Origin of the sequence: Bradyrhizobium sp. ISRA436 (genome assembly GCF_029910015.1) — a bacterium.
Lineage (GTDB): Bacteria > Pseudomonadota > Alphaproteobacteria > Rhizobiales > Xanthobacteraceae > Bradyrhizobium.
Genome location: NZ_CP094519.1, coordinates 396,473 through 422,104 on the forward strand (window position 1 = coordinate 396,473; position 25,632 = coordinate 422,104).

23 protein-coding genes are annotated in these 25,632 nt (G+C 63.9%); 13 read left to right on the forward strand and 10 right to left on the reverse strand.

The window, feature by feature from the left end; all coding sequences use genetic code 11:
• Window positions 1-486 precede the first annotated feature (486 nt).
• On the reverse strand, window positions 487-1,188 hold the full coding sequence (locus tag MTX23_RS01940) for an RNA pseudouridine synthase (protein WP_280974969.1): 702 nt from the start codon (window positions 1,186-1,188) through the stop codon (window positions 487-489).
• Window positions 1,189-1,237: 49 nt separating this feature from the next.
• Between MTX23_RS01940 and ftsY the strand changes: the two genes are divergently transcribed.
• Together ftsY and MTX23_RS01950 are read left to right on the forward strand one after the other, a co-directional pair.
• Window positions 1,238-2,182, forward strand: a complete 945-nt coding sequence (gene ftsY / locus MTX23_RS01945; RefSeq protein WP_280974970.1) for a signal recognition particle-docking protein FtsY — start codon at window positions 1,238-1,240, stop codon at window positions 2,180-2,182.
• Between the two features lie 122 nt (window positions 2,183-2,304).
• A complete protein-coding gene (locus MTX23_RS01950) occupies window positions 2,305-2,907 on the forward strand; it encodes a septation protein A (RefSeq protein WP_280974971.1) in 603 nt (200 codons plus the stop codon).
• On the opposite strand, the gene MTX23_RS01955 is transcribed toward MTX23_RS01950, so the two are convergent.
• The 5 genes from MTX23_RS01955 to ccmA all read right to left on the reverse strand — a co-directional run bounded on the left by MTX23_RS01955 (window position 2,904) and on the right by ccmA (window position 5,811).
• Window positions 2,904-3,497 carry a DsbE family thiol:disulfide interchange protein gene (locus MTX23_RS01955; RefSeq protein WP_280974972.1) on the reverse strand — a complete coding sequence of 198 codons (594 nt, stop codon included), beginning with the start codon at window positions 3,495-3,497 and terminating at the stop codon, window positions 2,904-2,906. The two genes, MTX23_RS01950 and MTX23_RS01955, sit on opposite strands and share 4 nt — an antisense overlap.
• Entirely contained in the window at window positions 3,494-3,673 is a 180-nt protein-coding gene (gene ccmD / locus MTX23_RS01960; protein WP_280974973.1) for a heme exporter protein CcmD, read from the reverse strand. The genes MTX23_RS01955 and ccmD overlap by 4 nt, the downstream gene beginning before the upstream one ends.
• 2 nt (window positions 3,674-3,675) lie before the next feature.
• Window positions 3,676-4,467, reverse strand: a complete 792-nt coding sequence (locus MTX23_RS01965) for a heme ABC transporter permease (protein WP_280974974.1) — start codon at window positions 4,465-4,467, stop codon at window positions 3,676-3,678.
• A gap of 76 nt (window positions 4,468-4,543) precedes the next feature.
• Window positions 4,544-5,212, reverse strand: coding sequence for a heme exporter protein CcmB (gene ccmB / locus MTX23_RS01970; protein WP_280974975.1), 669 nt, complete (start codon window positions 5,210-5,212; stop codon window positions 4,544-4,546).
• Window positions 5,209-5,811: a heme ABC exporter ATP-binding protein CcmA gene (gene ccmA, locus MTX23_RS01975; protein ID WP_280974976.1), complete on the reverse strand. Its 603-nt coding sequence runs from the start codon at window positions 5,809-5,811 to the stop codon at window positions 5,209-5,211. The genes ccmB and ccmA overlap by 4 nt, the downstream gene beginning before the upstream one ends.
• 239 nt (window positions 5,812-6,050) lie before the next feature.
• Between ccmA and acnA the strand changes: the two genes are divergently transcribed.
• The 3 genes from acnA to MTX23_RS01990 all read left to right on the forward strand — a co-directional run bounded on the left by acnA (window position 6,051) and on the right by MTX23_RS01990 (window position 10,634).
• On the forward strand, window positions 6,051-8,771 hold the full coding sequence (gene acnA / locus MTX23_RS01980; protein WP_280974977.1) for an aconitate hydratase AcnA: 2,721 nt from the start codon (window positions 6,051-6,053) through the stop codon (window positions 8,769-8,771).
• 159 nt (window positions 8,772-8,930) lie between these two features.
• The gene (locus MTX23_RS01985; RefSeq protein ID WP_280974978.1) at window positions 8,931-9,692 is read left to right on the forward strand and encodes a DUF1223 domain-containing protein; all 762 of its coding nucleotides are present in this window, start codon (window positions 8,931-8,933) and stop codon (window positions 9,690-9,692) included.
• Window positions 9,693-10,262: 570 nt separating this feature from the next.
• Window positions 10,263-10,634, forward strand: a complete 372-nt coding sequence (locus MTX23_RS01990) for a DUF2794 domain-containing protein (RefSeq protein ID WP_280974979.1) — start codon at window positions 10,263-10,265, stop codon at window positions 10,632-10,634.
• A 130-nt stretch (window positions 10,635-10,764) separates the two neighbouring features.
• Here the strand turns inward: MTX23_RS01990 and MTX23_RS01995 are convergent, their stop codons facing one another.
• The 4 genes from MTX23_RS01995 to MTX23_RS02010 all read right to left on the reverse strand — a co-directional run bounded on the left by MTX23_RS01995 (window position 10,765) and on the right by MTX23_RS02010 (window position 15,707).
• On the reverse strand, window positions 10,765-11,295 hold the full coding sequence (locus MTX23_RS01995; RefSeq protein ID WP_280974980.1) for a GNAT family N-acetyltransferase: 531 nt from the start codon (window positions 11,293-11,295) through the stop codon (window positions 10,765-10,767).
• A gap of 99 nt (window positions 11,296-11,394) precedes the next feature.
• On the reverse strand, window positions 11,395-12,186 hold the full coding sequence (locus tag MTX23_RS02000) for a Bax inhibitor-1/YccA family protein (protein WP_280974981.1): 792 nt from the start codon (window positions 12,184-12,186) through the stop codon (window positions 11,395-11,397).
• A 234-nt stretch (window positions 12,187-12,420) separates the two neighbouring features.
• On the reverse strand, window positions 12,421-14,991 hold the full coding sequence (locus MTX23_RS02005) for an ABC transporter permease (protein ID WP_280974982.1): 2,571 nt from the start codon (window positions 14,989-14,991) through the stop codon (window positions 12,421-12,423).
• Entirely contained in the window at window positions 14,988-15,707 is a 720-nt protein-coding gene (locus tag MTX23_RS02010) for an ABC transporter ATP-binding protein (RefSeq protein ID WP_280974983.1), read from the reverse strand. Before MTX23_RS02010 ends, MTX23_RS02005 begins: the two co-directional genes overlap by 4 nt.
• A 55-nt stretch (window positions 15,708-15,762) precedes the next feature.
• Between MTX23_RS02010 and MTX23_RS02015 the strand changes: the two genes are divergently transcribed.
• From MTX23_RS02015 to MTX23_RS02050, 8 genes are all read left to right on the forward strand, one after another.
• The gene (locus tag MTX23_RS02015; RefSeq protein ID WP_280978337.1) at window positions 15,763-16,398 is read left to right on the forward strand and encodes an arylesterase; all 636 of its coding nucleotides are present in this window, start codon (window positions 15,763-15,765) and stop codon (window positions 16,396-16,398) included.
• Window positions 16,399-16,564: 166 nt separating this feature from the next.
• Window positions 16,565-17,101, forward strand: coding sequence for an RNA 2',3'-cyclic phosphodiesterase (thpR, locus tag MTX23_RS02020; RefSeq protein ID WP_280974984.1), 537 nt, complete (start codon window positions 16,565-16,567; stop codon window positions 17,099-17,101).
• Between the two features lie 114 nt (window positions 17,102-17,215).
• The gene (gene zapE / locus MTX23_RS02025) at window positions 17,216-18,403 is read left to right on the forward strand and encodes a cell division protein ZapE (protein ID WP_280974985.1); all 1,188 of its coding nucleotides are present in this window, start codon (window positions 17,216-17,218) and stop codon (window positions 18,401-18,403) included.
• 191 nt (window positions 18,404-18,594) lie between these two features.
• Window positions 18,595-19,563, forward strand: a complete 969-nt coding sequence (mdh, locus tag MTX23_RS02030) for a malate dehydrogenase (RefSeq protein WP_280974986.1) — start codon at window positions 18,595-18,597, stop codon at window positions 19,561-19,563.
• A gap of 169 nt (window positions 19,564-19,732) precedes the next feature.
• On the forward strand, window positions 19,733-20,929 hold the full coding sequence (sucC, locus tag MTX23_RS02035) for an ADP-forming succinate--CoA ligase subunit beta (protein ID WP_280974987.1): 1,197 nt from the start codon (window positions 19,733-19,735) through the stop codon (window positions 20,927-20,929).
• A 2-nt stretch (window positions 20,930-20,931) separates the two neighbouring features.
• Window positions 20,932-21,408, forward strand: a complete 477-nt coding sequence (locus MTX23_RS02040) for a DUF1579 family protein (RefSeq protein WP_280974988.1) — start codon at window positions 20,932-20,934, stop codon at window positions 21,406-21,408.
• 44 nt (window positions 21,409-21,452) lie between these two features.
• On the forward strand, window positions 21,453-22,334 hold the full coding sequence (gene sucD / locus MTX23_RS02045) for a succinate--CoA ligase subunit alpha (protein ID WP_066501070.1): 882 nt from the start codon (window positions 21,453-21,455) through the stop codon (window positions 22,332-22,334).
• A 267-nt stretch (window positions 22,335-22,601) separates the two neighbouring features.
• A complete protein-coding gene (locus MTX23_RS02050; protein WP_280974989.1) occupies window positions 22,602-25,562 on the forward strand; it encodes a 2-oxoglutarate dehydrogenase E1 component in 2,961 nt (986 codons plus the stop codon).
• Window positions 25,563-25,632: the final 70 nt, after the last annotated feature.

Below are 25,632 nucleotides of genomic sequence, written 5' to 3' on the forward strand. Positions count from 1 at the left end.
CAAAAAAGCCAAGTCTCGCCGGGGAGAGCACGAAGTAAGCCGTAAACCATCGCGCAGGGAAAGCCGGAGTGTTCTTCGGTCTCGCCTGTGGTCCTACCCCCGGTGCTTTTTTTGTTGCACCGGGCCCATGGGTGCGATCGGCACCCGGCTTTCCCTGCGCCCTCTGCTCAAGAGGGGCGAAATGAAGAGCAAAACTCGGGCAAATCATGTCGCGAGAATGCGCGCTTGCATCCTCCCGGCTGTCATGCCCCGCGCATGCGGGGCATCCAGTACGCCGCGGCCTCTCAATCAAGCCCTGACGTCTCTGGAATACTGGATCACCCGCATGCGCGGGTGATGACACTGAGCAAGCTGTTTGACAGTTGAATCAGAAACTCGCCGTCGAAGCCTTCGCGGAGCCGGTCATCGGGCGCGCGTTCCTGCAATAACGACAGTTGCAGTCGTTTTGGGTTCCTGCTGTCGCCGCAAGATCCGCCAGCGCAACGATCACTGCCCGTTCCAGCCGCAGGCCTTGAGCCGCTCACGCATGTGCGCCGGCGCCGGCGCGACCACCTGCACCGGCTCCTTGTTCCTGGAGATCGGGATTTCGATCTCGCGGGAGTGCAGGTGCAGGATCGGCTCGCCGAAGCGCGGGCCGTTGCCGTAGATATTGTCGCCGACAATCGGCCAGCCCGCGGCGGCGGAATGCACCCGAAGCTGATGGGTGCGGCCGGTGACCGGCTCCATCGCGAGCCAGGTGAGGCCCTCGCCGCGGCCCAACACCTTCCAGTTGGTGACGGCCTTCTGTCCGTCCGGGTCCGGCTTCTGCCACCAGCCGCGCTCCGCGTTGAGCCTGCCGAGCGGCAGGTCGATGGTGCCCTCGTCTTCAGCAGGGCCGCCCTCGACCACGGTCCAATAGGTCTTCGAGATCTTGCCATGCTTGAACAGCAATCCGAGCGAGGCGGTCGCCTTGCGGTGGCGTCCCAGCACCAGGCAGCCGGAGGTGTCCTTGTCGAGTCGGTGCGCCAGGACCGGCGGCCGCGGCAGGCCGAATCGCAGCGCGTCGAACGACGCCTCCAGATTGGGCCCGCCCTTGGGGCCGCGATGCACCGGCAACCCGGCCGGCTTGTCGATGACCAGCATCAACCCGTCGCGGTGGAGCACCCGCGCCAGGATTTCATCCGCGCTCAAAGAGGGAACATCGATCAATTGGTCGAGACTTTCGTTTGCGAGGCGAAACGGCTAACACACCTGCACCATGAACGATACTCCGGGAACTCCAAAACTGAGCTGGTGGCAGCGGCTGAAGAGCGGCCTGAAGCGGACCTCCGGTGCGCTCGGGACGGCAGTCGCCGATCTCGTCATCAAACGCAAGCTCGATCGCGCCATGCTCGACGACATCGAGGATGTGCTGCTGCGCGCCGATCTCGGCACCGAGGTCGCCGTGCGCATCGCGGATGCAGTGGGCAAGGGACGCTACGACAAGGCGATCTCCGCCGACGAGGTGAAGGAGGTGGTCGCAACCGAGGTCGAGAAGGTGCTGTCGCCGGTGGCGAAGTCGCTCGAGATCGACACCTCGAAGCAGCCGTTCGTCATCCTCGTCGTCGGCGTCAACGGGTCCGGCAAGACCACCACGATCGGCAAGCTCGCCGCGAAATTCTCCGCCGAGGGCCGCAAGGTGATGCTCGCCGCCGGCGACACGTTCCGTGCCGCGGCGATCGAGCAGCTGAAAGTCTGGGGCGAGCGCACCAAGTCGCCGGTCATCGCCGGCGCGCAGGGATCGGATTCGGCGAGCCTCGCCTTCAGCGCGCTGACCGCGGCGAAGGAGCAGCAGCGCGACGTACTGCTGATCGACACCGCCGGTCGGCTGCAGAACAAGTCCGAGCTGATGAACGAGCTCGAGAAGGTCGTGCGCGTCATCAGGAAGGTCGATGCGACGGCGCCGCACGCGGTGCTGCTGGTGCTCGATGCCACGGTGGGACAAAATGCGCTGTCGCAGGTCGAGGCGTTTCATCGTACGGCGGGCGTCACCGGCCTGGTGATGACCAAGCTCGATGGTACCGCGCGTGGCGGCATCCTGGTCGCGCTGTCGGAGAAGCACAAGCTGCCGGTGCATTTCATCGGCGTCGGCGAAGGCGTCGAGGACCTCGCGCCCTTCACGGCGAAGGATTTTGCCAAGGCGATCGCCGGAATTGAAACTTAGGTTTTCGTCATGCCCCGCGAAGGCGGGGCATCCAGTACGCCGCGCCGCTCACTGGAATCGAGACCTCTCGGAGTACTGGATCACCCGCCTTCGCGGGTGATGACGGCAACAAAGGTTAGGTGATGGACAAGACCCAGCCGCATCCGCTGTTCAAACTCGCCACCGAGCTCGGGCCGCTGCTCGTGTTCTTTGTCGCCAACGCAAAGTACCATCTGTTTGTCGCGACCGGCGCGTTCATGGTCGCGATCGTTGCGGCGATGATCGCTTCCTACGTGGTGACCAAGCACGTGCCGATCATGGCGCTGGTGACCGGGGTGATCGTGCTGGTGTTCGGCACGCTGACGCTGGTGCTGCACGACGAGACCTTCATCAAGGTCAAGCCGACCATCATCTACGGCCTGTTCGCGGCGGTGCTCGGCGGAGGGTTGCTGTTCGGCCGCTCCTTCATCGCCGTCATGTTCGACCAGATGTTCAACCTGACGCCGAAGGGCTGGCGCATCCTCACGCTGCGCTGGGCGCTGTTCTTCGCCGGCATGGCGATCCTGAACGAGATCGTCTGGCGCACGCAGACCACGGATTTCTGGGTGAACTTCAAGGTCTTCGGCGTGACGCCGCTGACCATGATCTTCGCCATCGCCCAGATGCCACTGACCAAGCGCTACCACCTCGAGCCGGTCTCGCTGGAGGCCAGCGAAGCCGAGGCGGGCGATGTGCGGAAGGGCTAGCTGCCCGCCGCGAGCGCCTTCTCGATCTCGGCTTTGAGCACGGTGTTGACGTTGTCCGGGGTCACCGGGCCGACCAGCTTGTAGACGATCTTGCCCTCGCGCCCGACCACGAAGGTCTCGGGCACGCCGTAGACGCCCCATTCGATCGAGGCGCGGCCGTTGCCGTCGACGCCGACGATGCCGAATGGATTGCCGTAGCGGCCGAGGAAGCGCCGGGCGTTGTCGGGCGCGTCCTTGTAGTTGATGCCGATGATCTGGAAGCGCTTGTCCTTGCCGAGGTCGGTCAGCAGCGGCGCCTCGTCGTGGCAGGGCACGCACCAGGACGCCCAGACATTGACCACGCTGACCTTGCCCTTGAACACGGTGGGGTCAAGGCCCGGCACAGGTGCGCCGTCCTTCACCAGGCCGTCGAGCGCGGGCAGCGGGGTCTGCGGCGCGGGCCGGCCGATCAGCGCCGACGGAATCTTCGAGGGATCGTCGCCATAGAGCCGCAACAGGAACAGGCCGGCAAGACCGAGGAAGATGATCAGCGGCAACGCCACCAGCCAGCGCCGGCCCTGCGGTGGGGAGTCCGTCGCCTGCTCGCTCATCGGACATCTCCAGCGCTGCGGCCCGAGCGGCGTGTCACGCCGCTGGCCTCGATCTCCTTCAGGCGCGCCTGTTGCCGGCGATAGTCGGCGGCGATCCAGATGATCAACAGCAGCACGACCGCCGTGACCACCGCGTAGGACGTCACGATGAAGGGGGCGTAGGGTCCGAGCGACATGGTCAGGCCGCCCCAATTTCTTTTGACGCGTTTTCTTCACGCGAACCGGTGCCCACTTCGCTCGTAAACGCTATGCGGCTGGCTTGCATCATCTGCAAGCTGCGCACGCGGCGGCGCAGGATCTCGTTGCGCATCGCCGCCAGATGCAGCGTGACGAACAAGAGCGAGAAGGCGAGCGCCATCACCAGCAGCGGCCACAGGAACGCCTTGTCGAGCGTCGGCCCGCCCATCCGGAACACGGAGGCCGGCTGATGCAGCGTGTTCCACCAATCGACCGAGAACTTGATGATCGGGATATTGATCGCACCGACCAAAGTGAGGACCGCCGCCGCCCGCGCTGCCCGCGAGGGATCCTCCACCGCGCGCCACAGCGCCATCAGGCCGAGATACATCAGGAACAGGATCAGCACCGAGGTCAGCCGCGCATCCCACTCCCAATAGGTGCCCCACATCGGCCGGCCCCAGAGCGAGCCGGTAACCAGCGCGAGAAAGGTGAAGGCGGCACCGATCGGTGCTGCGGCCTTGGCCGCGACATCCGCCAGCGGATGGCGCCACACCAAGGTGCCGAGCGCGGCGACGCTCATGACGCTCCAGACGAACATCGACAGCCAGGCGTTCGGCACATGGATGAACATGATCTTCACCGTGGCGCCCTGCTGGTAGTCGTCGGGCGCCATGGCCGATTGATAGAGGCCGATCGCGAGCAGGATCGCGGTCGCGCCCGCCAGCCACGGCAGGATGCGTGCGGTCAGCGCCAGAAACCTGGTCGGGTTGGCAAGGTCGATCAGCGTCATGGCACCCTGATAATCGTCTGATGTGTCGCAGGCAATTGGCCGAATTCCCCTCGTCAAGAATTGATCGGACGCAACCTCAGTCCAGCCCGTGCCGCAGGCTCGCGGCCGCAGCAAATGGGCCGATTACGAAGCTGACGAGCGACAGCGCGCAAAGGATCGAGAACGGCGTTCCGAACGAGAGGGGCCCCGATATCGCCGCCTGAGAGGCCGCCACGCCGAAAATCAGCACCGGAATCGATAGCGGCAGCACCAGCACCGCCAGCAACAGTCCGCCGCGATGCAGCGTCACGGCCAATGCCGCGCCGATCATGCCGGTGAAAGTCAGCGCTGGCGTTCCCGCGAGCAGCGTGAGTGCGACCGCCAACGTCGCGGCGCCGTCGAGATTGAGCAGCAGGCCGAGCACAGGCGTTGCCACGATCAGCGGCAGGCCGGCGGCGAGCCAATGCGCCAATGCCTTGGCCGCGCAGGCGAGTTCCAGCGGCGTCCGGCTCATCACGATGAGGTCGAGCGAGCCGTCGTCGTGGTCGGCCATGAACAGGCGATCGAGGGTGAGCAGGCTCGCCAGCAGCGCGCCGAGCCATAGGATCGCCGGGCCGAGCCGCGACAGCAGCGCGAGATCCGGTCCCACCGCGAACGGCATTAGCACCGTGACGGTGAGGAAGAACAGCACGCCGATCAGCGCACCGCCGCCGACGCGCAACGCGATCTTGATATCGCGGCGGATCAACGCGGCGAGGGCGCTCATTGGACGCCTCCCATCCGCAGGTGGCGTGATTCGAGTCCGAGCGGCATGTGGGTCGCGGCCATGATGATCCCGCCGCCGCCGAGATGATCGCGCATCAATCCGACAAACAACTCCTGACCGGCCGCATCCAGCGCTGACGTCGGCTCGTCGAGCAGCCAGACCGGCCGCCGCACCGAGAGCAGGCGTGCGACCGACAGGCGGCGGCGCTGGCCGGCGGAAAGATAGGCGGCCGGCAGATGTGCGGCGTGATCCAGCGCCACGGCGGCGAGGCACTGTTTGGCATCCTCCGGCTTGCCGCCGAGGAACTCGCGCCAGAACGACAGATTTTCAAGCACGCTGAGCGCCGGCTTCAGCGCGTCGCGGTGGCCGAGATAATGGGCCTGCTCGGGCAGGCTCAGCTCGGCCTCGCCGCCTTCCAGTGCGATCGCGCCCTCGGCGGGAACCAGCAGCCCCGCAATGACGCGCAGCAGTGACGTCTTGCCTGAGCCGTTCGGGCCTGTGACGGCGATGACCTCGCCGGAGGAGGCCGAAAAATCCAGGCCGGAAAATACCTCGCGACCGCCACGTACGCATTTCAGATTTCGTCCCGAGAGCCGCATGTTTCTCCTTGTCACAGCCCTCTGAAATCTTTGGCTACCGCGTGAGAATTTTTGGGTCGCGCAACGCTGTCGCACGCTTGTCGATGTGGCGGTGCTTCTAGAAAGATTCTATAAGCCCGGAACTTGATGCAGCACACACAGTCGGCGGCCGCAAGCCATCAGGCCGATCCTCACGGCCGGCGCGGTCGACGGTGTTCAAATACCTTTCCTGGGTATAACTGAGAATTGGGATTCCTCGCATGACCTCGCTCGACAGCTTCAAATGCCGCAAGACCATGAAGGTCGGTGGCAAGACCTACGTCTATTACAGCCTGCCTCAGGCAGAGAAGAACGGACTGAAGGGCATTTCGAAGCTGCCATACTCGATGAAGGTTCTGCTGGAGAACCTGCTGCGCAACGAGGACGGCCGCACCGTCAAGAAGGACGACATCGTCGCGGTGTCGAAGTGGCTGAGGAAGCGCCAACTCGAGCATGAAATCGCCTTCCGTCCGGCGCGCGTGCTGATGCAGGACTTCACAGGCGTTCCGGCCGTGGTCGATCTCGCAGCAATGCGCAACGCGATGCAGAAGCTTGGTGGCGATGCCGAGAAGATCAATCCGCTGGTGCCGGTCGATCTCGTCATCGACCACTCGGTGATCGTCAACTTCTTCGGCGACAACAAGGCGTTCGCAAAGAACGTGGTCGAGGAATACAAGCAGAACCAGGAGCGCTACGAGTTCCTGAAGTGGGGCCAGAAGGCGTTCTCGAATTTCTCGGTGGTGCCGCCCGGCACCGGCATCTGCCACCAGGTCAATCTCGAATATCTGGCGCAGACGGTGTGGACCAAGAAGGAGAAGATGACGGTCGGCAAGAAGACCGGCACCTTCGAGGTCGCTTATCCCGACTCGCTTGTCGGCACCGACTCGCACACCACGATGGTTAACGGCCTCGCCGTGCTCGGCTGGGGCGTCGGCGGCATCGAGGCCGAGGCCTGCATGCTCGGCCAGCCGCTGTCGATGCTGCTGCCGGAAGTCGTCGGCTTCAAGCTCAAGGGCCAGCTCAAGGAAGGCGTCACCGCGACCGACCTCGTGCTCACGGTCACCCAGATGCTTCGCAAGCAGGGTGTGGTCGGCAAGTTCGTCGAGTTCTTCGGTCCCGGCCTCGACTATCTCTCGGTCGCGGACAAGGCGACCATCGGCAACATGGCGCCCGAATACGGCGCGACCTGCGGTTTCTTCCCGGTCGACGCCGCGGCCATCGACTATCTGAAGACCTCGGGCCGCAAGGCCGATCGCGTCAAGCTGGTCCAGTCCTACGCCAAGGCGCAGGGCCTGTTCCGTACCGCCAAGTCGGCCGATCCGGTGTTCACCACCACGCTCACGCTGGATCTCGGCGACGTCGTGCCGTCGATGGCCGGGCCGAAGCGTCCCGAAGGCCGCATCGCGCTGCCGGCGGTCGCGTCCGGCTTCGCTACCTCGCTGGTCAACGAGTACAAGAAGCCCGATAGTGAATCGAAGCGCTTCGCAGTCGAGGGTCGCGATTTCGATCTCGGCCATGGCGACGTCGTGATCGCCGCGATCACCTCCTGCACCAACACCTCGAACCCGAGCGTGCTGATCGGCGCCGGCCTGTTGGCGCGCAACGCGGCCGCCAAGGGCCTGAAGGCCAAGCCGTGGGTGAAGACCTCGCTCGCGCCGGGCAGCCAGGTGGTTGCCGAATATCTCGCCAATTCCGGCCTGCAGAAGGATCTCGACAAGGTCGGCTTCAACCTGGTCGGCTTCGGCTGCACGACCTGCATCGGCAATTCCGGGCCGCTGCCGGAGGAGATTTCGAAGTCGATCAACGAAAACGGCATCGTTGCCGCTGCCGTGCTGTCGGGCAACCGCAACTTCGAAGGCCGCGTCTCGCCGGACGTGCAGGCGAACTATCTCGCCTCGCCGCCGCTGGTGGTCGCGCATGCGCTCGCCGGCACCGTCACCAAGGATCTCGCGGTCGAGCCGCTCGGCATCGGCAAGGACGGCAAGCCGGTGTTCCTGAAGGACATCTGGCCGACGGCGAAAGAGATCAACGCCTTCATGAAGAGGTACGTCACGGCGACGATCTTCAAGAAGAAGTACGCCGACGTGTTCAAGGGCGATACCAACTGGCGCAAGATCAAGACCACCGAAAGCGAGACTTATCGCTGGAACATGAGCTCGACCTATGTGCAGAACCCGCCTTACTTCGAAGGCATGAAGAAGGAGCCCGATCCGATCACCGACGTGGTCGACGCGCGGATCCTTGCGATGTTCGGCGACAAGATCACGACCGACCACATCTCGCCGGCCGGTTCGATCAAGCTGACCTCGCCCGCCGGCAAGTTCCTGAGTGAACACCAGGTGCGCCCCGCCGACTTCAACCAGTACGGCACACGCCGCGGCAACCATGAAGTGATGATGCGCGGCACCTTCGCCAACATCCGCATCAAGAACTTCATGCTGAAGGGCGCCGACGGAAATATTCCGGAAGGCGGATTGACCAAGCACTGGCCCGACGGCGAGCAGATGTCGATCTACGACGCGGCGATGAAGTACCAGCACGACGGCGTGCCGCTGGTGGTGTTCGCCGGCGCCGAATACGGCAACGGCTCGTCGCGCGACTGGGCTGCGAAGGGGACCCGCCTCCTCGGGGTGCGTGCGGTGATCTGCCAGAGCTTCGAGCGCATCCATCGCTCCAACCTGGTCGGCATGGGTGTGCTTCCACTCACCTTCCAGGAGGGCACCTCGTGGTCCTCGCTCGGCCTGAAGGGCGACGAGAAGGTCACGATCCGCGGGCTCCAGGGTGATCTGAAGCCGCGTCAGACGTTGACCGCGGAGATCACCTCAAACGAGGGTGGCAAGAAGGAAGTCCCCCTGCTCTGCCGTATCGATACGCTCGATGAGCTGGATTACTATCGCAACGGCGGCATCCTGCATTATGTGCTGCGCAAACTCGCCGCCTAACGCGGATTTGTGATCCGTGGCTCACTGCTTAGTGAGTAGCGGCTAAAGGGAAGGCGGCCTATGAAAAAGGCCGCTTTCTCGCGTTTGGGGCACGCGGTTCAGGGACAACTCCATGCTCCGTACAAATACGGATGGAAATCATCACGACTGGTTCGCAGTATGACAGCGATGATGGCCTATAATCGTGTCTCGCGATGGTCCCGCGCGCTTGGTATCTGCGCAATCGTCGCAATCATCCGCCCCGCTCACGCCGATCCGCGTGCTGTCGTCGAACTATTTACCTCGCAGGGATGCTCGTCCTGTCCGCCCGCGGACAAGATCATCGGCGAGCTTGCCAAAGATCCCAGTGTCATCGCGCTGAGCATGCCGATCGACTATTGGGATTATCTCGGCTGGAAGGATACGCTGGCCGATGCGCGTTTCAGCGCGCGCCAGAAGGCCTATTCGCATATGCGCGGCGATCGCGATGTCTACACGCCGCAGGCCGTGATCAACGGCTCGGCGCATGTGATCGGCAGCGATCGCGCCTCCATCGAGAGCGCGATCAGGGACACCGACAAGAGCGCCGGCGTGATGTCGGTGCCGGTGTCGATGACGCTGACCGGCAAGCAGATCAATGTTTCGGTGGCGGCGTCCAGGTCGCCGACGGCGTCGCGTGGCGAAGTGTGGATCTGCTCGATCTCGAAATCGGTGCCGATCTCGATCGGGCGCGGCGAGAATCGCGGCCGCGAAATCACCTACCACAATGTTGTGCGCAATCTGCTGAAGGTCGGCGACTGGAACGGTTCGTCCGGAAGCTGGACCGTGCCGCTGGAGAACATCGCGCGTGACGGCGTCGATGCTGCCGCCGTGTACGTCCAGGATGGCAGTCGCGACAAGCCGGGTCCGATGCTCGGCGCGGCGTTCACGTCACTGCGCTAAGGTGCGCATCATTGTCACGGAGGTCAGCGTCACGCTTCGTGTGAACGCAGGCCTCCGGATCGCGTGCTGATGCGCGCCGTCTCTCCGAGACATTGGCGGCGATATCGATCTCGAATTCTGTTGAGGTGAGGGCGGCTCGACTCTGCGCATTCGCTTCGATCGCGCATGAGGACACTCAAAAACAAAAAGGACCAACTTTCGTTGGCCCAGTGTTGGGGATCAACTCCCCTGCGTACAGGCCCGATCCTGACGGCCCCGGGGGGCTGGGGGCTGAGGAATCCGGAACCGAAAGGACCGGGCCAACGCAGGGCTTCCTTTTTGCAGAGCCGCGGGGCGGGCGATGGGCGGAAGTGGGGCGGTAATATGATTCTTCTAACGTTCCTGTGACTCTTTTTTGGACAGTCTTTTGGACAATCCGTCGCGCTCCGACACGGTTCTGCCTGATTGCATCGAGAATGGCCCCTTGCGGTGCCTCCCGCTTAGCGCGATCATGTCAGTCTCGTGACGATCCCGAAGAGGGGGCACCGGCCTTCGGAACAAGATCGTCGCCGGGATGACAGGAGGCGCTCGATGAGTTTGATGTCGGAGGACACTGATCCGAGCGGGATTCGCGCCGTGGCGCGCGCCGCCGCTGCGGCCCCTCAGCCCAACCGCGTGACATTCAATCGACTTGAACTTAACCGCATCCTCAATCTCTATGGCCGCATGGTCGCCGACGGTGAGTGGCGCGATTACGCGATCGACTTCCTGAAGGACCGTGCGGTGTTCTCGGTGTTTCGCCGAGCCTCCGAAGTGCCGATCTACCGCATCGAGAAGGACCCGCGCCTCGCGCGCAAGCAGGGCATGTACAGCGTGATCTCGGCGACAGGCCTGATCCTGCGCCGCGGCCATGAGCTCGAGCGCGTGCTGCTGGTGATCGACCGCAAGCTGGCGCTGGTCTAGGCGCGTCAATTGCGGCTATTGTAGCCCGGATGAGCGTAGCGACATCCGGGGACGATCTCGCCAAGCAGATGCGACTTCCCCGGATATCGCTTCGCTCATGCGGGCTCCGAATCCCATACCCTCGGCTCGTCTAATCCGCCGGCACCGTTGCGCCGCCTTCTCCGAGTTTGCGCTGCATCATCACGGTGTCGAGCCAGCGGCCGAACTTCAGGCCGACGCTGGGATGTGTCCCGATCATCTGGAAACCGCATCTGCGATGCAGGCCGATCGAGCCGGCATTGGCGGAATCGCCGATCACGGCGATCATCTGCCGGAAGCCACGCTCTGTGCATTCGGCGATCAGGCGCTCCATCAGCTGCAGGCCGACGCCGCGGCGATGGATCGCGGGATCCAGATAGACCGAGTTCTCGACCGTGAAGCGGTAGGCGGGGCGTGGCCGGTAGGGGCCGGCATAGGCATAGCCGACCACGCCGCCCTCGTGCACGGCGACGAAATGGGGAAAGCCGCCATCGATCAGCGCCCTGTAGCGGCGGGTCATCTCGGAGAGGTCGGGCGGGATCAGCTCGAACGTGGCGGTGCCGAAGCGCACCGCCTGCTCATAGATCGCGGTGATGGAGGGGAGGTCGGCTTCGGTGGTGGGCCTGACCTCTGTTCGGGCCATTTCTGCATCGGACATGGCGCGACACTATTTTTGCTCCGCGCAAAAGAAAAGCCCCGGCCGTTGGGCCGGGGCTTCGATCTGTCCGATCGGCGTTGCGCGTCAGTCGCGCTGGCCGAGGAGCTGCAGGAGCAGCGTGAACAGGTTGATGAAGTTCAGGTAGAGCGAGAGTGCACCGGTGATCGCCGCGCGCTCTGCAATCGCGCCGCCCTGCGAGGCGTAGCCGTAGATGTAGTCGTTCTTCAGCCGCTGGGTATCCCAGGCGGTGAGGCCCGCGAACACCAGCACGCCGACCACCGACACGATGAACTGCAGCGCTGAGCTCGCCAGGAACAGGTTGACCAGGCTGGCGATGATGATGCCGATCAGGCCCATGAACAGGAACGAGCCCATGCCGCTCATGTCACGCTTGGTGGTGTAGCCGTAAAGGCTGAGCGCACCGAACGTCGCTGCGGTGATGAAGAACACGCGCACGATCGAGGTGTGTGTGTACACCAGGAAGATCGACGACAGCGACAGGCCCATCAGCGCCGAGAACACCCAGAACAGCATCTGGGCGGTCGAGGGTGCCAGGCGGTTGATGCCGGCCGAGATGACGAACACCATCACCAGAGGGGCGAGGATGAACAGCCACTTCAGCGGGCTGACGAACATCGCGTAGCCGAACTGCGTCAGATAGGCACTGCCAAACTTCGCGACGGCGGCGGACGGATCGCCGGTCACCGCAGCCATATAGACACCGAGCGCGGCGAGGCCGGTGATGGCCAGGCCGATGCTCATGTAGTTGTAGATGCGCAGCATGTAGGCGCGCAGACCGGCGTCGACGGCCGCAGCGTCAATGCGCCCGGCGGCCCGGCCGAAAGGAGAAGCGTAGTTACGGTCTAGGTCCGACATGGTCGAATTCCCGTGGTTGGTCCCGGTGGAGCGCAAGGGATTTGCGGCGCCGGTCGTAAATCTATCTCAGATGGCGCGGTTTGCGGAACATTAATTCCGTGTCATCAAACCGATCATCCGACCCGGTTGGTATGTGGGAAATTAACACATGCGACGCAAGCTTCCACGCGCGGCTGAATGTCGCTCTGATGCGGCATTTGCGGCGAAAAACGGTGTAGCCGGCGCTACAAATTGTCACAAATTCCGCAGCACCGAAGCGGGTTTCTGATTGAGTGCGAGCAGTGTTCCGGCCAAACCCAATCCGACGGTAAGGATCAGTGCGGCGACCACGACCAGCGCGGAGCTCCCGGCCTGCCAGATGAAGCTCAGCGTCATCAGCCGCGTGACGATCAGCCAGGCCGCGATCGAGCCGGCGATGATTCCGAACGCGGCGGTTGCAAAGCCGATCATAAGGTACTCCAGCGCGTAGGCGCCGAGCAGCCGTGCCCGTGTTGCGCCGAGCGTCTTGAGGATGACGGCGTCGTAGACCCGGTGGCGGTGGCCGGCGGCCAGCGCTCCGCCCAGCACCAGGATGGCGGAGATCAGCGTCACGGCGCTGGCGCCGCGGATCGCCAGCACAAGGTTGCTGACGACGCTGCCGATCGTTTCCAGTGCCTCGCGGACCCGCACGCTCGTCACCATCGGGAAGGCGTCGGCGACCTGCTTGATGATGCGGGCGTCATCGGCGGAGCCCGGATGTGGTTCCGTCAAGGTCGCGACGTGGCTGTGCGGTGCGCCCTTGAAGGCATTCGGCGAGAACACCAGCACGAAGTTGATGCCGAGCCCTTGCCAGTCGATATCGCGTAGATTGGCGATCTTCGCCGGGACATCGCGGCCGAGCACGTTGACCACGATCTGGTCGCCGATCTTCAAGCCGAGCCCGTCGGCGATCTTCTTCTCCATCGAGACCAGCGGAGGCCCGCTATAGTCCGGCCCCCACCATTCGCCCTCGACGATCTTCGAGCCCTTCGGAACTTCCCCGGTGTAGGTCAGGCCGCGGTCGCTCTGTAGCACCCATTCCGAATCGACGGTGGGATTGAGCTGGTCGGCTTTCACGCCGCGGGCGGCGACGATGCGTCCGCGCAGCATCGGCACGTCCTCGACCGTCGAATCCGGGGAGATCTGCTTGAGGAAGGCGCCGAAGCGGTCGGCTTCGGTGGAGGGGATGTCGATGAAGAAGAACGACGGCGCCCGCTCCGGCAACGCAGCCAGGAATTGACGGCGCAGGTTGCCGTCGATCTGGGTGATGGTGACGAGCACCGCTAGCCCGAGGCCCAGCGACAGCACGACCGACGGCGTTAGCGCCCCTGGCCGATGGATGTTGGCGATCGCGAGCCGCAGCATGGTCATGCGGCTGCGTGGCAGCCGCCGGGCCACGACCATCAGCAGTTCGGCAATTCCACGCAACAGCAGGAACACCGCGATCGAGGAGATGACGAATACGGTGGCAACCCGCTTGTCATAGGACAGCCCGATGGCGACCGCGATCAGCAGGGCAATCACGACCCCCATGAGTGCGAGATAGCTCCAGCGCGGACGGTGCCATTCGCTGGCGACGGTCTCGCGGAACAGCGCCGCCACCGGCACGTCGTGGACCCGGCCGAGCGGCCACAGGCCGAAGGCGAGCGCGGTGAGCTGACCATAGATGAAGGCGAGCGCAAGCTCATCCGGATGCACGGCCGGCACCACCGGCAGCGGCAGCAGCGTGCCGAACAGGCCGACGATTGCGAAGGGCAGCGCGGCGCCGAGCGCAAGGCCGATCACCGAGCCAATTCCGGCGAGCACGACCACCTGGGTGAGATAGATCGTGAAGACGTCGCGGCCGGTGGCGCCGAGCGCCTTGAAGGAGGCGATGACGTCGCGGCGGCGGTCGATATGGCTCTTCACGGCATTGGCGACGCCGACGCCGCCGACCAGTAGCGCGGCAAGGCCAACCAGGGTCAGGAACTGCGTGAAGCGGTTGATGTTGCGTTCGAGTTGCGGCGAAGCATTGCTACGGCTGCGGACTTCCCAGCCGGCCTCAGGCGCCGCGTTGCGCGCGCCGTCGATCAATGCGGTAGTGGCCCGATCGTCGTTGGTGCCGTCGGGCAGCTTCACCCGGTAGATCCAGCGCACCAGGCTGCCCGGCTGCAGCAGGTCGGTGGCGCGCAGGCTGGCTTCGCTGACGAGAAACCGCGGGCCGAGGCCGACGCCGGCGGCGAGCTTGTCCGGCTCGGCCGCGACCACGCTGCGGATCTGGTAGGTCGCGGTGCCGACGGTGACGCGGTCGCCGAGCTTGAGGTCGAGCCGTGCGAGCAAGGTCGAATCGACGGCCGCGCCATAGGCGCCGTCGCGCTCGGCGAGGAGATCGGCGAGCGGCATGTTCGGCTCGAGCGTCAGTTCGCCGAGCATCGGATATTTGTCGTCGACCGCCTTGAGCTCGACCAGTGCCAGCTTGCCGTCATTGCTGCGCGCCATCGCGCGGAGCTTGGCTGCGACCGAGACCTCGCCGCGCGTGCGCAGGAACGCAACTTCGCTCGGCTTGGCCTCGCGCGAGATCAACGAGAACGCGACGTCGCCGCCGAGCAAGGTGCGACCTTCGCGCGACAGGCCGTCGCCGAGGCTCGCGGCGACCGAGCCGACGCCGGCGATCGCCATCACGCCGAGCGCAATGCAGGCGATGAAGACATAGAAGCCGCGCAGGCCGCCGCGCAGTTCGCGCATCGCGTAACGGAAGGCGAGCGACGATGCGCGGCCCTGCAACGCGACTTCGGACGCGATGCTCATGTCGCGGAGTGCCCGTCGATCCGGCCCGAGCGCAGCCGCACGACGCGATCGCAGCGCTGCGCGAGCGAGATGTCGTGCGTCACCAGCACCAGCGTCATGCCGCGCTCGGTGTGCTTGCTGAAGAGCAAGTCGACGATCTGCTTTCCTGTCGCCTCGTCGAGGTTCCCGGTCGGCTCATCGGCAACGAGGATCGCGGGATCGGGCGCGAGCGCGCGCGCGATTGCGACACGCTGCTGCTCGCCGCCGGAGAGTTGCGTCGGATAGTGATGCAGACGTTCGCCGAGGCCCACCGATTGCAGCTCCTGCGCGGCACGCGTTGCCGCATCGGCATTGCCGGCGAGTTCGAGCGGCACCGCGACGTTCTCCAGTGCCGTCATGGTCGGGATCAGATGGAACGACTGGAAGACGATGCCGACCTGGCGGCCGCGGAAGCGCGCAAGCGCATCCTCGTCGAGGGCATTGAACGACGTGCCGTTGACGACCACTTCTCCACTGTCAGGACGTTCGAGCCCCGCCATCACCATCAGCAAGGTCGACTTGCCCGAACCCGACGGGCCGATCAAGCCGATGGCCTCGCCCGCTGCCACACGAAGGCTGATATCTTTCAGGATATGAACCCGTGCCGCGCCGGTGCCGAGCGAGAGATTGACGTTCTTGACAGAGATGGTGTCCGGCTCGACGCCGGTCAGGGAAGAGGATTCGATGAGACTGTCCATGGTTCGGTCATATGGCACTTCCGCCGCTGCGGTCGAGGCCCGGTTGGGAATCTTCGTGCACATACTCGTGTTGCTTATGGGCTTGATGACGGCGGCAAGCGTGCAGGCGGCGGATCCCGCGAAACCGATCAAGATGGTGGTGCTGGGTGACTCCTTAAGTGCCGGCTATGGCCTCCCGGCCGCGGCGGCGTTCCCGGTTCGCCTGCAAAAGGCCTTGGATGCCAAGGGGATAAAGGTCGATATGATCAATGCCGGGGTGTCCGGCGACACCGCCTCGGGCGGTCGCGACCGAGTCGACTGGTCGGTGCCTGATGGAACCGATGCCGTGATCCTCGAGCTTGGCGCCAACGATGCCCTGCGTGGCACCGATCCCGCCGTCACCCGCGCCGCGCTGTCCGACATCATCACAAAGTTGAAGGTGCGCAAGATCGCAGTACTCTTGTGCGGGATGCTCGCGCCGCCGAACTACGGCAGCGACTATGCGGCCAAGTTCAACGCGATCTATCCAGATCTTTCGAGGTCCTTTGGCGTGCCGCTCTATCCGTTCTTTCTCGATGGCGTCGCCGCCGACGCCAAGCTCAACCAGGCCGACGGCATGCATCCGACGGCCGACGGAGTGGATATCGTCGTGAAGAAAATCCTGCCCACGGTGGAGGCATTCCTCAGTGCACTATCGGGGCAACGCAGTTGAAATACAGGCCCTGCTGCGCATGATGATGTAGGTTTACGAGCTGTTAACGCATCATGCTTCGCAGAGTCATATAACTCGGGTACAAAGAGACGTCGGTGATTCGTCACCGGGTCGTAACAGGGCGCGGGCTCCCAAAACTCGCGCCACCGCATCGAGGATTATTGCGATGCCGCGTCTGTTCACTGGACTGGAAATCCCGGCCGATATCGGCCAAACCCTCTCCAGCTTGCGTGGTGGCCTTCCCGGCGCACGCTGGATCGATCCCGAAAATTATCACGTCACCCTGCGTTTCATCGGCGATATCGATGGCGTCTCAGCCAACGAGATCGCCATGATGCTGTTTCGGGTGAATCGCAAGCCATTCGAGGTGAAGCTGCAGGGCTTGTCGAGCTTCGGCGGACGCAAGCCGCGCGCGGTGGTTGCCTCCGTCGAGCCGAGCCGGCCGCTGATAGAGCTGCAGGCGGAGCTCGAGCGGTTGATGCAGCGGATCGGGCTTGATCCCGAGGGGCGCAAGTTCACGCCGCATGTGACGCTCGCGCGATTGCACGATGCGTCGAGCCAGGACGTGGCGGATTATCTTTCCGTCCGCGGCTACTTCCCGAGCCGCACCTTCATGGCGGATCGCTTCGTGCTGTTCTCGTCGCGTGCGTCGACTGGCGGCGGCCCCTACGTGGTCGAGGATTCCTACGCGCTCTGCGCGTGAGATAGCCGCCAGTTCTGGGCGCCCGGCCGGGGTGCGCAAGGCCGTGCTCGTGCATAGCCGTCGCCAAAATTCACGGCTTGCAATTTTCCGCGAGGTAGGGCCGTAAGATGGCTCATGCTCTCCACCTCGCCCAGTTCCTTCCTCGACCACTACAAAGCCTTGGTCGCCTCCGGCGCGATCGAGGCTGATCCCGCGCAGGCGCGCGCCGCCGACGCGTTCGGTGCGCTGGACGAGCGGCTCGCGAGCTACAAGCCACAGCGCAAGCAGAGCTTGTTCGGCCGGCTGTTCGGTGGCGACAAGGACGAGAAGCCGCCGCGCGGGCTCTATGTCCATGGCGAGGTCGGACGCGGCAAGACCATGCTGATGGACCTGTTCTTCCAGCAGAGCCCGATCGAGCACAAGCGCCGCGCGCATTTCCACGAATTCATGGCCGAAGCGCATGAGCGCATCTACGGCTATCGCCAGCAGATTGCGCGCGGCGAGATCGACGAAGCCGATGTCATCGCGCTCACCGCGCAGGCGATCTTCGACGAGGCCTGGCTGCTCTGCTTCGACGAATTCCATGTTACCGACATCGCGGATGCGATGATCCTCGGGCGGCTGTTCGCAAAGCTGTTCGATCTCGGCACCGTCGTGGTCGCAACCTCGAACGTCGCGCCGGAGGACCTCTATAAAGGCGGCCTCAACCGTGCGCTGTTCCTGCCGTTCATCAAGCAGATCTCCGACCATATGGACGTGCTGCGGCTCGACGCACGCACCGACTTCCGGCTGGAGAAGTTGTTCGGCGTAAAGATGTGGCTGGTGCCGCCGGATGATGAGGCCGACGAGGCGCTCGACGCAGCGTGGCGCAAGATGACCGGCAATGCGCCGTGCAAGTCGCGCGACATCGCGATCAAGGGGCGCACGCTGCACGTGCCGTGCTCTTCGAATGGTGTCGCGCGCTTCAGCTTCGCGGATATCTGCGAGAAGCCGCTTGCTGCCTCCGATTACCTGCGGCTCGCGCACGACTACCACACGATCCTGATCGACCATATACCGGTGATGGATTATGCCCAGCGCAACGCCGCCAAGCGCTTCATCTCGCTGATCGACACGCTCTATGACAATGCCGTGAAGCTGATGGCCTCGGCCGAGGCCAACCCGGTGTCGCTTTATCTCGCCACCGACGGCATCGAGGCGATGGAATTCAAGCGCACTGCGTCCCGTCTGATCGAAATGAGCTCGGAATCCTACCTGGCGTTGCCGCACGGTCGGAAAGACTCGTCGGCGAGCGGCACATCGACCGGTCTGGTCGAGACCTGAATACAGCCTCGAGCGCCCGTTCCGGGCAACTTTTCGAGCGTCCGCACGGTTATCGCTGGCATGCCTGATCGAATTCCGGGCAGGGGCGACAATTGGGCAGGCCGCGACTTGAACGTATCATTCGAAAGGGATAACCACCCTTCCAACCGACTTCTCTCCCTCCTGCTACCAGTTCAAAGGACTGATTTCCCATGGCACGCGACAAGATTGCTCTGATTGGCTCCGGACAGATCGGCGGAACGCTGGCGCACCTCGTCGGCCTCAAGGAACTCGGAGATGTCGTGCTGTTCGATATCGCCGAAGGTGTGCCGCAGGGCAAAGCGCTCGACATCGCGCAATCGTCGCCGGTCGACGGCTTCGACTCCAATCTCTCCGGCGCCAATTCCTATGAAGCGCTCGACGGCGCCAAGGTCTGCATCGTCACGGCCGGCGTGCCGCGCAAACCCGGCATGAGCCGCGATGACCTGCTCTCCATCAACCTCAAGGTCATGGAGCAGGTCGGCGCCGGCATCAAGAAGTACGCGCCCGACGCGTTCGTCATCTGCATCACCAACCCGCTGGACGCGATGGTGTGGGCGTTGCAGAAGGCTTCGGGCCTGCCGCACAAGAAGGTGGTCGGCATGGCCGGCGTGCTCGACTCCGCGCGCTTCCGCTATTTCCTCGCCGACGAATTCAACGTCTCGGTCGAGGACGTCACCGCCTTCGTGCTCGGCGGCCACGGCGACACGATGGTGCCGCTGACGCGCTATTCGACCGTTGCCGGCATTCCGCTGCCCGACCTTGTCAAGATGGGCTGGACCTCGCAGGCGCGCGTCGACGAGATCGTCGATCGCACCCGCAACGGCGGCGCCGAGATCGTCAACCTGCTCAAGACCGGCTCCGCCTTCTACGCGCCGGCTGCCTCCGCGATCGCGATGGCCGAGAGCTATCTGAAGGACAAGAAGCGCGTGCTGCCCTGCGCCGCCTATCTCAACGGCGAGTATGGCGTGAAGGACATGTATGTCGGCGTGCCGGTCGTGATCGGTTCGAAGGGCGTCGAGCGCGTCGTCGAGATCGAGCTGGCCGGCAAGGACCGCGAAGCCTTCGACAAGTCGGTCGGCGCCGTGCAGGGCCTGGTCGACGCCTGCAAGAAGATCACGCCCGACCTGCTCGGCAGGTAATCTGGCTTGGCAATGGCCCGATAGGCGTTTTCAATCGCCTATCGGGTGCAGGGTGATGAATTTCCGGCGGCTTTTGTAGTTGCATGAGCCTTGGTATGTGGTATGCCAGTCTCAAGGCTGACGCGATTTCGATGAAGTTCGCCGCAAGAGGGTTTGGGAGCGTCTCTCCATGAATATCCACGAATACCAGGCCAAGGCACTGCTGCATCAATTCGGCGTGCCGATCTCGCGCGGCGTCCCGGTGCTCAAGCCGGAGGACGCCGATGCGGCGGCGAAGCAGCTTCCCGGACCGATCTGGGTGGTGAAGAGCCAGATTCACGCCGGAGGCCGTGGCAAGGGCAAGTTCAAGGAAGCATCCGCCGGCGACAAGGGCGGCGTCCGCATCGCCAAGTCGGTCGCCGAGGTCGACGAGTTCGCCAGGCAGATGCTCGGTGCGACCCTGGTCACGGTGCAGACCGGCCCGCACGGCAAGCAGGTCAACCGTCTCTACATCGAGGAAGGCTCCGACATCGACAAGGAGTTCTATCTCTCGATCCTGGTCAACCGCGAAACCTCCGAAGTCTCGTTCGTGGTTTCGACCGAGGGCGGCGTCAACATCGAAGAGGTCGCGCACGCGACGCCGGAAAAGATCGTCTCCTTCTCCGTCGATCCGGCGACCGGCATCATGCCGCACCACGGCCGCACCGTCGCGAACGCGCTGAAGCTGACCGGCGACCTTGCCAAGCAGGCGGAAAAGCTGACCAGCCAGCTCTATGCCGCCTTCGTCGCCAAGGACATGGCGATGCTTGAAATCAATCCGCTCGTCGTCACCAAGCAGGGCCAGCTCCGCGTGCTCGACGCCAAGGTGTCGTTCGACAGCAACGCGCTCTATCGCCACCCCGACGTGCTGGCGCTGCGCGACGAGACCGAGGAAGACGCCAAGGAGATCGAGGCGTCGAAATTCGACCTCAACTACGTCGCGCTCGACGGCAATATCGGTTGCATGGTCAACGGCGCCGGCCTCGCCATGGCGACCATGGACATCATCAAGCTCTACGGCATGTCGCCGGCGAACTTCCTCGATGTCGGCGGCGGCGCCAGCGTGGAGAAGGTCGCGGCCGCGTTCAAGATCATCACCGCCGATCCCAACGTGAAGGGCATCCTGGTCAACATCTTCGGCGGCATCATGAAGTGCGACGTGATCGCCGAGGGCGTGGTCGCCGCGGTGAAGCAGGTCGGTCTCAAGGTGCCGCTGGTGGTGCGTCTTGAAGGCACCAATGTCGAGCAGGGCAAGAAGATCATCCGCGAAAGCGGTCTCAACGTCGTGCCTGCCGACAATCTCGATGATGCCGCACAGAAGATCGTGAAAGCCGTCAAGGGAGGCTAACGATGGCCGATCATCTCGACGCTCCGTCACCGCTGGAAGAACACCGCAGGCTCGCGGTCTTCGCGGGCGAGTGGAGCGGCGAAGAGGTGGTCCACCCGTCGCGCTGGACTGCAGGTGGTCCGGCGACCTCGCATGTCAGCGCGCGCGTCGCGCTCAACGGCTTCTACCTGATCCAGGACAGCGTGCAGACGCGCGACAGCAAGGAGAGCTTTGCCACTCACGGCGTCTTCACCTACGACCGCGAAGAGCGGACCTACAAACTGTTCTGGCACGATTCGCTCGGCTACTACCCGCCGTCGCCGGCCTCCGGCGCCTGGGTCAACAAATCGCTGATCCTGGTGCGCGGCTCGCTGCGCGGCAACGCCCGTCACGTCTACGAGGTCGTCGACGACGACACCTACAACATGAAGATCCAGTTCTCGCCAGACGCGGAAGGATGGGCCGACGTGCTCACCGGCGTGTACCGGCGTATCCACTAGAGCATAGAGTCCTCACTGCTCGTCTCGCGAAAGCATCACGAACCATGTCCATCCTGATCGACAAGAACACCAAGGTCATCTGCCAGGGCTTCACCGGCAAGAACGGTACCTTCCATTCGGAAGCGGCGATCGCTTACGGCACCAAGATGGTCGGCGGTGTGGCGCCGGGCAAAGGCGGCTCGACCCATCTCAACCTTCCGGTGTTCGACACCGTCGCGGAAGCGCGCGAAAAGACCGGCGCCGACGCCAGCGTGGTCTATGTGCCGCCGCCGGGCGCGGCGGATGCGATCTGCGAGGCGATCGATGCGGAGATCCCGCTGATCGTCTGCATCACCGAAGGCATCCCTGTGCTCGACATGGTGCGCGTGAAGCGTTCGCTGTCGGGATCGAAGTCGCGGCTGATCGGACCCAATTGTCCGGGCGTGATGACGGCCGGCGAGTGCAAGATCGGCATCATGCCGGCCAACATCTTCAAGCCCGGCAGCGTCGGCATCGTCTCCCGCTCCGGCACGCTCACTTACGAGGCGGTGTTCCAGACCACCCAGGAAGGCCTCGGCCAGACCACCGCGGTCGGCATCGGCGGCGACCCGGTCAAGGGCACCGAGTTCATCGACGTGCTGGAGATGTTCCTGGCCGACGAGAAGACCAAGTCGATCGTCATGATCGGCGAGATCGGCGGTTCCGCCGAGGAGGATGCGGCCCAGTTCCTCCGGGACGAGGCCAAACGTGGCCGCAAGAAGCCGATGGTTGGCTTCATTGCCGGTGTTACAGCACCTCCCGGTCGCCGGATGGGCCATGCCGGCGCCATCATTTCCGGCGGCAAGGGCGATGCCGGTTCCAAGACCGCGGCGATGGAAGCGGCGGGGATCAAGGTGTCGCCATCGCCGGCCCGGCTCGGGCACACCCTGGCCGAGATGTTGAAGTAAATCATCCCGCCGCGACAATTTTCCTGATCAGGCGTTATCCCGCCGTGGCCTCCCGGAATTTCCCCTCCGGGAAGCCACGGCGCAGCCGTTTGCTTCCAAAGATCGTGTATTTACAAGTTTTGAAAATATATTCACTCCTTAGTTCTTTTAGGCAGGAATATCCAAACTAGATAGGGTAAAGGGTACCCAACCAGCCGGCCCCTCTTCCAGACCGGCACTTGCGCCGTCTTTGACGCGCGAACCGAAAAAAATCACCAGGACTGCCTCATGTCTCGCCAGGACGCGAACGCCGCTTTTGCCCTTTCATCGTTTTTGCAGGGCACCAACGCCGCCTACATCGACGACCTCTATGCCCGCTACCAACAGGATCCAGGATCGGTCGATGCCGAGTGGCAGGAATTCTTCAAGAGCCTGAGGGACGTCCCTGCCGATGTCCAGAAGAACGCCGACGGCGCTTCCTGGGGCCGCGACAATTGGCCGGTGACGCCGCGTGACGAGCTGACCTCAGCGCTCGACGGCAACTGGGCGGAGGTCGAGAAGGCGGTCGGCGCCAAGCTCGCCGCCAAGGCCCAGGCCAAGGGCGCCGAGCTCTCGGACGCCGAGGTCCATCAGGCGACCCGCGATTCCGTCCGCGCGTTGATGCTGATTCGCGCCTATCGCATGCGCGGCCATTTCCACGCCAAGCTCGATCCGCTTGGCATCGAGGCGCCGCGCGATCGCGAGGAGCTCGATCCGCGCTCCTACGGCTTCACCGAGGCCGATTTCGACCGCAAGATCTTCCTCGATCACGTGCTCGGCCTCGAATACGGCACGCTGCGCGAGATCGTTCAGATCTGCGAGCGTACCTACTGCCAGACGCTCGGCGTCGAATTCATGCACATCTCCAATGCCGCGCAGAAGGCGTGGATCCAGGAGCGCATCGAGGGGCCGGACAAGGAGATCAGCTTTACCCCCGAAGGGCGCCGCGCCATCCTCAACAAGCTGATCGAGGCGGAGGGTTTTGAGAAGTTCTGCGACCTCAAGTTCACCGGCACCAAGCGCTTCGGCCTCGACGGCGGTGAATCACTGATCCCTGCGCTCGAGCAGATCATCAAGCGCGGCGGCAATCTCGGCGTGAAGGAGATCGTGGTCGGCATGCCGCATCGCGGTCGCCTCAATGTGCTGACCCAGGTGATGGGCAAGCCGCACCGCGCGCTGTTCCATGAATTCAAGGGCGGCTCGGCCAATCCGGACTCGGTCGAAGGCTCGGGCGACGTCAAGTATCACCTCGGCGCCTCCTCGGACCGCGAGTTCGACGGCAACAACATCCACCTGTCGCTGACCGCAAACCCGTCGCATCTCGAGATCGTCGATCCCGTGGTGATGGGCAAGGTTCGCGCCAAGCAGGACCAGCACGGCGATCCACCCGACATGCGCATCTCCGTCCTGCCGCTCTTGATGCATGGCGACGCGGCGTTTGCGGGCCAGGGCGTCGTGGCGGAATGCTTCAGCCTCTCCGACCTGAAGGGCTATCGCACCGGCGGATCGCTGCACTTCATCGTCAACAACCAGATCGGCTTCACCACCTATCCGCGCTATTCGCGCTCGTCGCCCTATCCCTCCGACGTCGCGAAGATGATCGACGCGCCGATCTTCCATGTGAACGGCGACGATCCGGAAGCGGTGGTGTTCGCAGCCAAGGTCGCGATCGAGTTCCGGCAGAAATTCCACAAGCCGGTCGTCATCGACATGTTCTGCTACCGTCGCCACGGCCACAATGAGGGCGACGAGCCGGCGTTCACCCAGCCGGTGATGTACAAGCGCATCGCCTCGCATCCGAGCACCCTTGAGATCTATGCCAAGCGGCTGGTCGCCGATGGCGTGCTCACCGAGGGCGAGGTCGAGAAGGCCAAGGCCGATTGGCGCGCGCGGCTCGATGCCGAATTCGAAGCGGGCGCCGGCTACAAGCCGAACAAGGCCGACTGGCTCGACGGCAAGTGGGCGGGCTTCAAGATCGCCGACCAGGAAGAGGACGCCCGCCGTGGCGTCACCGGCGTCGACGTTGCCGTTCTGAAGGACATCGGCCGCAAGATCACCAAGGTGCCGGACGGTTTCCGCGTCCACCGCACCATCCAGCGCTTCCTCGATAATCGCGCCAAGGCGATCGACAGCGGGGTCGGCATCGACTGGGCGACCGGCGAGGCGCTGGCGTTCTGTTCGCTGCTACAGGAAGGCCATCACGTGCGCCTGTCCGGCCAGGATTCCGAACGCGGCACTTTCTCGCAGCGTCACTCGGTCCTGATCGATCAGGAAGACGAGAGCCGCTACACGCCGTTCAATCACCTCGGCGGCGACGACACCGGCCATTACGAGGTCATCAACTCGCTGCTCTCGGAAGAGGCGGTGCTCGGCTTCGAATACGGCTACTCGCTGGCCGAGCCGAATGCGCTCGCGATCTGGGAGGCGCAGTTCGGCGACTTCGCCAACGGCGCACAGGTCGTGTTCGACCAGTTCATCTCCTCGGGCGAACGCAAATGGCTGCGCATGTCCGGCCTGGTCTGCCTGCTGCCGCATGGCTACGAAGGTCAGGGACCGGAGCACTCTTCCGCTCGCCTCGAGCGCTATTTGCAGATGTGCGCCGAGGACAACATGCAGGTGGTCTATCCGACCACGCCGGCGAACTACTTCCATGTGCTGCGGCGCCAGCTGCATCGCGAGATCCGCAAGCCGCTGATCCTGATGACGCCGAAGTCGCTGCTGCGTCACAGGCGCGCCGTGTCGCGGCTCGACGAGCTCGGCAAGAACGCCACCTTCCATCGCATCCTGTACGATGACGCGCAGATGCTGCCGGACGAGAAGATCAAGCTGAAGCCGGACGACAAGATCCGTCGCGTCGTGCTGTGCTCCGGCAAGGTCTATTACGATCTCTACGAGGAGCGCGAGAAGCGCGGCATCGACGACATCTATCTGATGCGCATCGAGCAGCTCTATCCGGTGCCGCTGAAGGCGCTGGTGCAGGAGCTCGGCCGCTTCAAGAATGCCGAGATGGTCTGGTGCCAGGAAGAGCCGCGCAACATGGGTTCGTGGCACTTCATCGAGCCCTATCTCGAATGGGTGCTGAACCAGATCCACGCGGCCAACAAGCGTCCGCGCTACGCCGGCCGTCCGGCATCGGCGGCGACCGCGACCGGGTTGATGTCGAAACACCTGGCGCAGCTCAAGGCGCTGCTCGACGACGCACTGAACTGACGAGCTTCACTCCAGCCATGCCCCGCGAAAGCGGGGCATTCGGCACTCCGCGTATCCGGCAGAAGCACTG